The organism is Leuconostoc gelidum subsp. gelidum KCTC 3527 (assembly GCF_000166715.1).
GTDB lineage: Bacteria > Bacillota > Bacilli > Lactobacillales > Lactobacillaceae > Leuconostoc > Leuconostoc gelidum.
Genome location: NZ_AEMI01000019.1, coordinates 141,410 through 153,129, shown reverse-complemented (window position 1 = coordinate 153,129; position 11,720 = coordinate 141,410). Strand labels below are relative to the sequence as shown.

General features: G+C 35.7%; 9 protein-coding genes, 3 pseudogenes and 1 riboswitch. All 12 genes and pseudogenes read left to right on the top strand.

Features of this window, described 5'->3' with window-relative positions; translation table 11 throughout:
• Positions 1-245: 245 nt before the first annotated feature.
• Positions 246-563: pseudogene (locus tag EUI_RS10690) on the top strand (hypothetical protein); the annotation flags it as partial.
• A 229-nt stretch (positions 564-792) separates the two neighbouring features.
• On the top strand, positions 793-1,152 hold the full coding sequence (locus EUI_RS0105855; protein ID WP_010016746.1) for a GNAT family N-acetyltransferase: 360 nt from the start codon (positions 793-795) through the stop codon (positions 1,150-1,152).
• A 249-nt stretch (positions 1,153-1,401) separates the two neighbouring features.
• A pseudogene (locus EUI_RS10685) lies at positions 1,402-1,830 on the top strand (DinB/UmuC family translesion DNA polymerase); the annotation flags it as partial.
• A 47-nt stretch (positions 1,831-1,877) separates the two neighbouring features.
• Positions 1,878-2,147, top strand: a complete 270-nt coding sequence (locus EUI_RS0105840; protein ID WP_010016743.1) for a DUF3781 domain-containing protein — start codon at positions 1,878-1,880, stop codon at positions 2,145-2,147.
• Positions 2,144-2,395: pseudogene (locus EUI_RS10635) on the top strand (hypothetical protein). The gene EUI_RS0105840 and the pseudogene EUI_RS10635 overlap by 4 nt, the downstream one beginning before the upstream one ends.
• A gap of 1,281 nt (positions 2,396-3,676) precedes the next feature.
• Positions 3,677-5,524, top strand: coding sequence for a DNA primase (gene dnaG / locus EUI_RS0105825; protein ID WP_010016738.1), 1,848 nt, complete (start codon positions 3,677-3,679; stop codon positions 5,522-5,524).
• Positions 5,525-5,590: 66 nt separating this feature from the next.
• Positions 5,591-6,889 carry an RNA polymerase sigma factor RpoD gene (gene rpoD / locus EUI_RS0105820; RefSeq protein ID WP_010016737.1) on the top strand — a complete coding sequence of 433 codons (1,299 nt, stop codon included), beginning with the start codon at positions 5,591-5,593 and terminating at the stop codon, positions 6,887-6,889.
• Between the two features lie 55 nt (positions 6,890-6,944).
• Positions 6,945-6,992: riboswitch (PreQ1 riboswitch) on the top strand.
• A 6-nt stretch (positions 6,993-6,998) separates the two neighbouring features.
• On the top strand, positions 6,999-7,562 hold the full coding sequence (locus EUI_RS0105815) for a QueT transporter family protein (protein WP_010016736.1): 564 nt from the start codon (positions 6,999-7,001) through the stop codon (positions 7,560-7,562).
• Complete coding sequence (locus tag EUI_RS0105810) at positions 7,562-8,299, top strand: 3-oxoacyl-ACP reductase (RefSeq protein ID WP_010016735.1); 738 nt, start codon at positions 7,562-7,564, stop codon at positions 8,297-8,299. The genes EUI_RS0105815 and EUI_RS0105810 overlap by 1 nt, the downstream gene beginning before the upstream one ends.
• Positions 8,300-8,719: 420 nt before the next feature.
• The gene (locus EUI_RS0105805) at positions 8,720-9,766 is read left to right on the top strand and encodes a 2,3-butanediol dehydrogenase (protein WP_010016734.1); all 1,047 of its coding nucleotides are present in this window, start codon (positions 8,720-8,722) and stop codon (positions 9,764-9,766) included.
• A gap of 99 nt (positions 9,767-9,865) precedes the next feature.
• On the top strand, positions 9,866-10,345 hold the full coding sequence (locus EUI_RS0105800; protein WP_010016732.1) for a glutathione peroxidase: 480 nt from the start codon (positions 9,866-9,868) through the stop codon (positions 10,343-10,345).
• A 111-nt stretch (positions 10,346-10,456) separates the two neighbouring features.
• Complete coding sequence (locus EUI_RS0105795) at positions 10,457-11,455, top strand: AI-2E family transporter (protein WP_010016731.1); 999 nt, start codon at positions 10,457-10,459, stop codon at positions 11,453-11,455.
• The last annotated feature ends 265 nt before the right edge of the window (positions 11,456-11,720 follow it).

Sequence of the window (11,720 nt, the reverse complement as noted above, 5' to 3'; positions counted from 1 at the left end):
AGTTTAGAATTAAAAGGATTACTTTATTAAGAAGAGCTTAAAAATGCAAAAAAGCACGAAAAAAGACCAGCTAACGGCTAGTCAATTATGTACCTTTAAAAAATTCACTACACTAATCTTCAATGAGATAATTGTAAAGTATTTTGTGAATTATAGCAATCATGTTTGACTTTTAATAAACTAACTCGGATCCTTTAAAAAGTGTAGATAGAGTACACCTTATTATAAAAACTGACAATTGAAGCGAAGTAGAACGTGATGATTATGATGAGCCAATCATTTCTAATTGTCAGTTCAATTTTATCCAATAAAGCAAATTAGGTAATGATGATAATATTGTCCGTATTTTGGTTGACCCAGTCGAAAGTGAACGATTACAAGTTGGTTTGAAAACGGGTGACAAGTTAGTGCCACAAGGTTTGAAATTTGCTTTTGCTGGTAATGATGCCACTGATTAGATGGTGTATGCTGATACACTAGTGGCTTTTGATGAAAAGAAATCCGAAAATCCAGCATCAAATCAAAGCAAGCTAGCTAATAATCAAGTTGACAAAAACAAATAAAAAGTATTTAAACGATCGTAAGGTAACATTTTGCATATAATCAAAACAGTATTATAATTAAATTAATTTTTGTGGAGGTTACGCATGTATAAAATAAGAAGATTTTCAAATACTGATGCTGAAGTAGTCGCACAATTAATTGCTAAAACAATGAGGATTACCAATCAATATAAATGATTATTCAATTGGATTTATTGAAACAGATTTACAATCACTAAAGGCTAGTAATTTGATTGAGCGTACAACTCAGTTTCATTGTTATGTGATTGAAAATTCGGATAACAAACAAATTGTTGGTATCGGTTCAATTGGTCTTTATTGGGGCAGTATGACGGAAAGTAGTCCCTTTAATATTTTTGTTGATCCTGATTATCAAGGACAGGGTTTGGGAAGAATGATAATTAACACTTTGGAAATGGACGAATACTTCTTTAGAGCTTCACGTATTGAAATACCTGCATCAAAAACTGCATTACATTTTTACAAGAAAATGGACTACTATTTTAAAAATGGTATAGATGAGGTAGATTCGGAAGAGTTGTACCGTTTAGAAAAATTCAACTCTGATGAACTTACAAAGGTTAAGTAATTCTGTTTAATTTAATAGAAAGGCTTAAAGCTGATTATATAATCGTTTTTTTAGTAGTTACAATGGTTCAAAAATGATTTATCTTAGTTTTATGGTTGAGTTTTGGCTAGTCTATGTTGGATTTAATTTGCCTATATTGTTACTCTTTATGAGTTTGCATTTAATCAATCAATTACAAAAGAATATTTTAGAGGAAGGATAAGTAATGTGTACCGCGAAATTTACTTTAACTTTCCGGGTACATATAAACTGAGTGGAGAGCAATTATTTGCATTATCTTGGGGCGTTGACCGCTCTGATTTAGCTGAAAATATTGTCACTAAAAACAAATCCTACAGTAATTCTCAAGTACTCTCTCGTGATTATCATAAGTGTGAAGAAATCGAAACAGTGATTCGAGAAATTGCTGATTAAGTCGCGTCACGTATCCGGTCGCATAACAAGCGGGCAACAGTTGTCGGTTTATTTATAGGATACTCATTTGCTGAGCAGGAAAAACAAGGGCACACTGATTTTAAAAAGCAACAACGAATTACGGCAACAAATGATTCTAAAATACTAATGAATACGGTGGTCTACCTATTTGAAAAGCATTGGCATGGAGAAGTTATTCGTCATATTGGCATTGATTTTGGTGGTTTAATTGTTGTTTTTTCCGATCGTGGGGTGATGGTGAATCAAGAGCATATTTTATTCGAAAATATAAGAGCGGTGGTTAAAGAAAAATGACAAACGAACTATTAAAAATAATTCAATCTAGTGTATGTTATACTCCTTTGGTTTATGAACGGGTGAACAAAAAGCTTAGCCAAATCATGTCACCAACTCAAGTTGATGAGTTAGTGACAAGGGTATTAAACAGTGAGTATGCGTCAATAATTAGTAGAGGTAAAAATTATTACATTGAAGAGAGAACCGAAGGTGTTATACTTACAATCAATAAAAATAATTATCGTCTCATTACTATAAATAAATCACAAGAAGTATCGAAATGAGTCGAATTGATGCTGTGATTGAAGATATAAAAAAGCTATTTAAAAAACAACCCAATACAATTTATAAAGTACGTATTGTGGATGAAGTCTATTCCGGTATGATAAATATATTTTTTGAGTATTATAAAATAGGCTATGCGACAACGTCACAACAGATTGCTCGCCTTTAAGGAACATACCGTGAACAGATACCGGCAATCAAGCAAAAAATTAAACATGAAACAGGGCTAACCGTCACTATTAAGTAGGTTAGTCTTTTTTACTTTGATGTTCTAGCATAATCATCATGCCAAAAAACAGTGAAGCCACAGTAATTAGCAACATGAACCAACCAAACTTAGCGATAAAAATTAGTGTGACGATTCCTAACAACATTAGACGCCAATGGATAAAGAGTGTCCCAAACAAAATAATCTGGGTATATAAAAACCAACCAATGATATGTCCTAAGAGCCAACAAGTAACCATCGCTAAATACATAAACTAAATATCAACATAATGATTGACCTCCTGTCGTTAATTTTCTTGTTGAAAACAGTATTGAAATATTTCTTGCGTGACGCTTTGGTAATTTAATAACGTTTTGATGCCAAAATAAACCTGAGTGTAGGCACAGACTAGGTAACCAAAATACCAATCATGACCACGTTCGGTTAATCCTTCTGGGTGATCTAATAACAACCTTTGCACACGTCGTTTAATCCGTGGGCCAAATAGGGCGTCGTTGTATATTTTGTAGACCAACCAGTCAGAAACCTTTTCCTGCCAGCCCTGTCTGTGATTGGTGTGTTATTTCGTTTTGACGAAGACAATGCGGCCACAACCAGTGACTTGTAAGCGAAGCGCATTTGATCGCGTTTGCGGGTCTGGGTAATATGGCAAAAGAATATGATCGTTTGCGTTCATATTCTTTATGTGCGACCATCATCATACTGACTATGTCATAACATAATCTTCATTTAAAATTCCTCGTATTTCGTTGTTTTTTGCTTGGTGAATGAGCTGATAATAAATTTTCATAAGAAATAAACCTCTCCAAAATTTTTTTCTGTTAGCAATCGCTCCTAATTTAGCCTGTTGAACTCCAAATTAAATTTACTGGTGTGAGTGGTATTAACCAGGCCTGCCAAGATTGTGTCCGGGGGACTGGGTTGGTTTATTTGTGATGACACAAAAAGGAACAACGCTAAAAAACAAAAGTGAAAAAAACAAGGGAAACTTTTGGTTTTTTCTCAAAATGTCATTAAACTGTAATAAACACTATCATCATTGATATGGCAAGCATGGCACGCTAAAAGATAGCCAAAAAAAGATGAAAAGTGCGTCAATATTCTATTTGGGGTTGACATGTGCCCGACTGTTTTTAGTTAACATAATCTGGTTAATTAAAAAAAGAAATGTTGATATAACAGTACGTCAGGTGACGTTGTAGGGATTGACAAATTAAGTTGCACGACGTATAATTTAGTGTAGTTCAATTGAAATGTCGCAGACTGTCGTTTGCGACATTTATTGTTGAAAGGTGGTCTATGGCAAGTCGAATTCCCGAATCGTTCATTACGGAAGTACGTCAAAAAGTGAATATCGTCGATGTGATTGGTCAATATACTGATCTCGTCAAGCGTGGTCGGCAATGGAATGGGTCTTGCCCATTTCATGATGATCATCATCCTTCATTGTTTGTTGAAGAAAATAAGCAAGTGTTTAATTGCTTTTCCTGTGGTCGTTCGGGTTCTGTTTTTTCATTTTTAATGGAAAAAGAAGGCATGAGTTATCCGGAAGCAATTTTGGCATTAGCTGAAAGTGCAGACATGCATGTTGACAGTAGTATTTCTGCTGGCGTAACGCAACAGGTTGATAGCACAACACAAGTTGTTTATCAATTGCATACTGCTGCGCAAAGGCTTTATCAGCATATATTGCTGAATACGACGTCTGGAGAGCAAGCATTGGCTTATCTTCATGAGAAACGTCAATTAACTGATGATATTATTAAACATTTTGGGATTGGATTTGTCCCAGAAGACAATGCACTCTTAAATTACGCGACCGAACAAAATATTTCTCGAGAAATGATGCGAACATCTGAGTTGTTTATTTCAAATGATCAAAGTGAATTGCGAGATCGTTTTTCTGGCCGCATAGTTTGGCCAATTAAAACTGAACGCGGTCAAGTTGTTGGCTTTTCTGGTCGTGCGTTAAATGCTAATAATAATATCAAGTATATGAACAGTCCAGAAAGCCCTTTTTTTACGAAAGGGAAGATTTTATATAATTTTGATCTTGCTAAAAATCAAATTCGGCAAACAAACACGGTTATGGTTTTCGAAGGATTTATGGATGTTATTTCTGCAAGTATGGCCGAAAAACCAGTTGGTGTGGCGACAATGGGTACGGCACTAACACGTGATCATGTGAGACAACTATCGCACGTAGCGAAACGCATTTTGCTAGTATATGACGGCGATGAAGCAGGACAAAATGCAGCACGTCGTTCTATTGATCTCATTCGAGAATACGCAAAAAATGTTGATATTGGTGTGGTATATTTACCAGATCATCTTGACCCTGATGAAGTACGTGTGCAACGTGGATTGCCAGTGTTAAAACAAACATTAGAACAAAATATTCAAACCCCAGTAGAATTTTTGGTAAATGCAGCACGTGTCGGGAAAAATTTAAGTAATCAAGTACAGTATCTTGCATTTTTACAAGAAGTAATGAAAACATTGAAATCGGCATCACCTGTTGAGCAAGATATCCAACTGACTCGAATTGCTAACGAATTTGGAACATCAAAGCACGCGCTACAAACACAATTGCAACAAAGTGTGAACCAAAAAGCCAATAAGTCCCAACAAACCTATAGTACAATGGTTGAACCACCAGTACACAGCAATGATTATGATATTGGTTTAAGACAAACAGATATTAATCAAAGTATTACGCAAGTTGAACAGGCTGAACGAGCACTAATCATGGCGATGATTAAATCACCACAAGTGATGATTCAAGTAAAAGAGACAGCAGGATTTGCTTTTGTACATCCAGATTACCAATTATTAATGATGCTGACAAATATCTATCAAACGCAGCATCCTGGAGATTTTGATTTGGCTCAATACATGGATTTTATCCAGAAACCAGAATTGAATCAAAAAATTATGGCAATTGATCGATCATATGGCGACATTGCAATTGAAAAAGCTGCAATCAATGATTATTTGCGTGTTATCATGCATGATGCACCTATTGATGCGCACATTCGTGAACTGCAACAAGCAATTAATATAGCTAAACAACAGCACGACGATGCAAAATTATTACAACTTATGACAGAGTTAATTAATATCAAAAAGAAACAATCAGAATTATAAATATAATCAAAGACGTATTTTTAGTACGAGTCTTTGAAATGCCCTTTGTGCTAGGAGAAATAATCAATGGCAACTATTTTAGCTTCAAGTAAAATTTCAGATATCAAGGACTATCTAGATGAACAAAAAATTTCATACAATAGTCGTGCTAAAAAAGCAGAACTTTTAGCGTTAGCACAGGGCAAGACACCAGAGGAGGCCGCAGCCGCTGGCAAAGCTTCCAAACCTAAAGTAGCAAAAAAATCAGGCATTATTAAAAATCCGGAATATGATAAAGCTGTTAAGGCGTTGATTGCAGAATATAAAGCTGCTAAAGCAATCACATATGCAGATTTGGCAAAAAGATTAGCAGAACCATTTAACTTAGACGGTGAAAATATCGAACGGTTAATGGAAAAAGTTGAAGATTCTGGTGTTGCAATTGTTGATGAAAAAGGTGAACCAGCACCAGAAGTATTAAAGGCAAAGCAAAATAAGCCCTCTAAAGAAGAGTTAGATCAAGCACAAGAAACGCCTGCCGGCATCAAAATAAACGATCCTGTTCGTATGTATCTTAAAGAAATTGGCCGTGTTAATTTATTGAAAGGTGACGAAGAAATTAATATTGCTAAACGCATTGAAGATGGTGATATTGAAGCCAAACAAGAATTAGCAGAAGCTAATTTACGATTAGTTGTTTCTATTGCTAAACGATATGTTGGTCGTGGTATGCAATTTTTGGACTTGATTCAAGAAGGCAACATGGGTTTGATGAAAGCCGTTGATAAGTTTGATTACACAAAAGGATTCAAATTTTCAACCTATGCTACATGGTGGATTCGTCAAGCAATAACACGTGCTATTGCTGATCAAGCGCGCACCATTCGTATTCCTGTTCATATGGTTGAAACAATTAATAAATTAATTCGTATTCAGCGCCAATTGCTTCAAGATTTGGGTCGTGAACCATTGCCAGAAGAAATTGGGGCTGAAATGGACTTGACACCTGATAAGGTACGTGAAATATTAAAAATTGCGCAGGAACCAGTTTCGCTTGAAACACCGATCGGTGAAGAAGATGATTCACACTTAGGTGACTTCATTGAAGACAATGAAGCAGTTTCACCAGCTGATTCAGCTGCATATGAAATGTTACGTGAACAACTTGAATCTGTGTTGGAGACATTAACTGACCGCGAAGAAAATGTTTTACGTTTACGTTTTGGTCTGGAAGATGGCCGCACACGTACACTTGAAGAAGTAGGCCGTGTATTTGGTGTGACAAGAGAACGTATTCGTCAAATTGAAGCAAAAGCATTACGTAAGCTCCGCCATCCTAGTCGCTCTAAGCAACTAAAAGATTTTATGGATGATGGCAATAATTAACCATTTTTGAAGCCGCAGATTCTGTGGCTTTTTTTATTATCATATGTTATGCTACTTGATAGCGGTTCATCAACCATCCCGCTTATAAAAAAACTAGGAGATTTTTGGTATGCAAAAAAATCTAGCTAAAACGAATACGTCTATTGGTTCAGTACAGAACATTACGCTGATCGCAGTCATTGCGGCTGTTTATGCTGCCATTACGTTTGTGATTCAACCTCTTGCTTTTGGACCCGTGCAATTACGCGCTTCTGAAGGGTTAAATCATTTAGCAGCATGGCACAAACGTTATATTATAGCATTAGGCTTAGGGGTATTTATTGCTAATCTTGTTTCCCCACTTGGTTGGATTGATTGGATATTTGGAACTATGGGGACTGTTATTATGACTAGCATTACTTATTTAGTGACACGTCGTGTTAAGCGTGCTGTTACAAAAATTGTAATCAGTTCAGTTGTGGTTGCCACCATAGGCATGGCAATTTTAGCTGCAGAATTTACATTGGCTTTTAATATTGGTGCTAGTGGTGCTTTCCCTTCTGGTTCAAATGGTGGGATTTTTGCTCAGTGGCTGGCGTATTATTTAAGTGTGATGCCTGGGGAAGTGGCTTCATTAATTGCTGGTGGTATTGTCATCTATGCATTAAGTAAAATGATTGATTTAAGTAAATAATGATTGAACAAAACTATACAAATAAAAATATTTTATTAACCGGTGCCGCGTCAGGAATCGGTTTTTCACAACTAACGACATATTTGGATGCTGGCGCGATTGTTTACGCGTTGGATTATCAAAAAATTCCTTTAAATCATCCACGACTTCACGCTTTTAAAATTGATTTAAGTGAACACGACGCCTTGCTAGAACTTGTTAAAAAAATAACGGATACAGTTGATTTTGATATATTATTAAATACGGCTGGTATTTTAGATAATTACCAATCGTCAACAAACACGTCACTATCTGATTGGCAATTAGTGTTGAATACGAATTTAACACCGATATTTATTCTAAGCAATGCTCTTTTACCAGCTATGTTATCACGCGGTTATGGTCATATTATTAATATGGCTTCAATTGCTGGCTTTTCAGCTGGTGGTGGTGGGGCCGCCTATACTGCAAGCAAACATGCCATTATTGGTTATACAAAACAACTAGCGTATGATTATGCGGCACAGGGATTACATACTAATGCCATTGCTCCTGGTGCAATTAAAACACCTATGAACGCGGCAGATTTCACTGGTAGTGGTGATATGGCAAAAAAAGTCGCGTCGCAAACACCAGCCAAACGTTGGGCCACAGCACAAGAAGTTGCTAATTTGACGCTATATTTAACAAGTCCGCAAGCTGATTATATCAATGGTGCGGTACTGCCAATAGACGGCGGTTGGACAATCGGACATTAACATCATAAAAAAATTGGTCAAGCGCATAGAAACGCGTGTCATAGTAAATTAATGGTGCAAATACCAATTTTTGAGTTAACTACTTTATTCATAGAAGCATACACACAAAATCACTATTTGACATGAACATCAAAAGACACAATTGCTGTAACTATTCAAAACTATAACGCATTTTTATCGCACTGTTTTCCAATTATTCATCCCTCGTCAGGTAATAATATTTGGTTCAAAAAAATTTTTTGGGTTGAACCTGAGTTAAGGCTGACAGTGCAAATATAATCAAATAACGTGGCCAATAAGTGGTAATTTAGAAGTACTATTGCATTATAAATTCTGTGACCATTTTCAATGAGTAGTGCTATAATAAAAGCAAGCGATAGCTAATTTTAAAATACGTACTCGTGGTAAAGGAGAATTATAATGAAGGCAGCTGTATGGCATGGCGTTAAAGATGTTCGCGTTGAAGAAGTAGAATTGAAACCAACCAAATCAAATGAAGTGGTTGTACGTGTTGCTTATGCTGGTATCTGTGGTAGCGACTTACATGAATATCTTGAAGGTCCAGTGTTTATTCCGGTTGATCAACCGGATGAACTAACAGGTGGTCAAGCACCATTGACGATGGGCCATGAATTTTCAGGTGTTATTGAAAAAATTGGTGCTGATGTTACTCAATATAAAGTTGGTGACCATGTGTCAATTAATCCAACGATAACAAAAGGAAATGTACCTGATGATGTAGATGTTTATGATGGCTACAGCTTTATTGGTTTGAGTACTGATGGTGGATTCACTTCACACGTCAATGTACCTGAAGATAGCTTGTATCGTTTACCAGAAGATTTTTCAATGAAATTAGCAGCTACAATTGAACCTACAGCAGTTGCTGTTCAGGCTGTTAAAGAAGGTGGTCTACGTTTCGGTGAAAAAGTAGTTATATTTGGTGCTGGACCAATCGGTGTACTAGTAGCTGCTGCTGCAAAAGCAGCTGGTGCAACTAAAATTGTTGCTGTTGATCTATCTGAAGTCCGTCTTAATAAAGCGCTTGAAATGGGGGCAACTGATATCGTTAACCCAAGCCAAGTAAATGATACAGTAGCTGCCATTAAAAATATTATTCCTGGTGGTGCAGATGTCTCGTTTGAAGTAGCTGGCGTACAACCTACATTCGAGCAGGCAATTGATGCAACACGACCACGAGGTACAATGGTTATTGTATCAATATTTGCGCGCCCAATTACATTTAACCCAATGCAACTTATGAATGCTGGCGTTAAATTAACAACAACTATTGCCTATTCAAAAGAAACTTTCCAACAAACTGTTGATCTTGTAAGCAGTGGCCAAATTGATGTGGCACCAGTAATTACTGATACGATTGAGCTAGATGACATTGTGACTGATGGTTTTGAGTCATTAACGCACGATAAATCTCAAGCTAAAATTATAGTTGACTTAAGCAAATAGTCTTTCAAGCAGTCTTTTTCTATTGGAAAAGGCTGCTTTTGTCTTATTATTAAAAGTATAGCCTATACCTTGTAGTTTAGGCCATAGAAAGGGAAATTAATGTCTGAAAATATATATCAATTTACTGTCATGAAGGAGAATGGGGAGACTTATTCACTTGATGAACTGCGAGGACGACCAATAATTATCGTCAATACGGCTACTAAATGTGGTTTTGCACCACAGTTTTCAGAACTTGAAGCCATTTATCAAAAATATAAAGATGATGGCTTGATGATACTTGGATTTCCATCAAATCAGTTTAAACAAGAATTAAATTCTAGTCATGATGCAGCTGAAGCATGTCGACTCTCGTATGGCGTTACATTTCCAATGCATCATTTAATTGCAGTTAATGGCAAAAATACAGACCCTTTGTTCAAATATTTGAACAAAAGCGTGCCCGGGCCGTTAGGAAGTACGGTCAAGTGGAATTTTACCAAATTTTTGGTCGATCGTGATGGACAAGTAGTGAAACGTTTTGCACCAAAGACAAGTCCAAACGATATGATTGATGATATCAAAAAAGTGTTAAAATAACAAAGTAATGCATTAAAAACATTTCAGATAATCACTATCTGAAATGTTTTTAATATTGTCTGACTTATTTTTGATATTTCGTATATAATAATGATATAGAGGGGGAATTCAATGAATTCATTTATATCTTGGCGTCATAGTCAACTGTACCGTTATTTTGTGTTAACAGTTATTATTGCACTTATTGTTTTTTTGAAACAATTTATGTCGTTATTACTACTCACAATTATTTTTTCATATCTAGCGATTAATGCTGGTAAACGGGTATCTGCTGTTTTAAAAACGTCGCGTGCAATATCAATTGCTTTAGTTTATATTTTGGTAATCACTTTAATTGTATTAGCTATTAATCATGGTACGACAACCGTGATGCATCAAGTTAAAAGTATGATGGCACTGGCAACAGACACCAGTTGGGATACCAATGGCTTCCTAAAGGAAGTATACACAAATATGCATCACTATACGACTACTTTAAATACTGATCAACTGATTTCAAAAGGAATTTCGCATTTAAATCAAGTTGGTCATGTATTGTATGAGTTGGTTTTGGCATTGTTGTTTAGTTTCATATTTAGCATGACATACCCACAGTTGCGGTCATGGTCATTGCATTTTCTACATAGTCCATACCATAAATTTTTTGGTGAATTTTATATTATTATTCATCGCTTTATTATTATATTAGGTAGATTATTTGAAGTACAACTCATGATATGTGTTATCAACACAGCAGTCATGGTGGCAGTACTAGCATTTTTGCAGTTTCCATACCTACTAGGATTTGCAATTCTGATATTTATTCTGGGATTAATTCCAGTTTTTGGTGTCATTATTTCCCTAGTACCGTTAACAATTACTGCTTTTATCATTGGGAACTGGCATACGGTATTGATTATTTTAGTAGCTGTCGCATGTGTCCATTTTCTTGAATCATATTTTTTGCATCCACACTTTATGTCACAGCGAACGCACATGCCGATATTAGTCATTTTGCTCAATCTGATTATCATGGAAAAACTATTTGGCGTCTGGGGATTGGTTGTCGGTTTACCTATCCTAACATTTTTACTTGATTTTTTTAGAATTCAAAAATTCAAAAACCAATGACATCGGATACTCTGAAAGTTAATTTAACTTTCAGAGTATTTTTTATTAACAGGCTCAATAATTAATCTTTGGATTAGGGGAGAATTTATAACCAACGATGATGATAACTTGCGACCGTCATCTGTGAACTGCGTTGTTATTAATGCTGCTTATCATAGATGCCAATTAGTATTTCTGCGTATGATTGCATGTTTGTGAATGCACATAGCAAAATAGTAATAGTATTACGAGCAAATTATCAACTTGCAATAATATTTTGTTGTAT

Coding starts and splice junctions, on each gene's coding strand:
- EUI_RS0105840 (WP_010016743.1), top strand. CDS start 1,878: ATGACAAACGAACTATTAAAAATAATTCAATCTAGTGTATGTTATACT.
- dnaG (WP_010016738.1), top strand. CDS start 3,677: ATGGCAAGTCGAATTCCCGAATCGTTCATTACGGAAGTACGTCAAAAA.
- rpoD (WP_010016737.1), top strand. CDS start 5,591: ATGGCAACTATTTTAGCTTCAAGTAAAATTTCAGATATCAAGGACTAT.
- EUI_RS0105815 (WP_010016736.1), top strand. CDS start 6,999: ATGCAAAAAAATCTAGCTAAAACGAATACGTCTATTGGTTCAGTACAG.
- EUI_RS0105810 (WP_010016735.1), top strand. CDS start 7,562: ATGATTGAACAAAACTATACAAATAAAAATATTTTATTAACCGGTGCC.
- EUI_RS0105805 (WP_010016734.1), top strand. CDS start 8,720: ATGAAGGCAGCTGTATGGCATGGCGTTAAAGATGTTCGCGTTGAAGAA.
- EUI_RS0105800 (WP_010016732.1), top strand. CDS start 9,866: ATGTCTGAAAATATATATCAATTTACTGTCATGAAGGAGAATGGGGAG.
- EUI_RS0105795 (WP_010016731.1), top strand. CDS start 10,457: ATGAATTCATTTATATCTTGGCGTCATAGTCAACTGTACCGTTATTTT.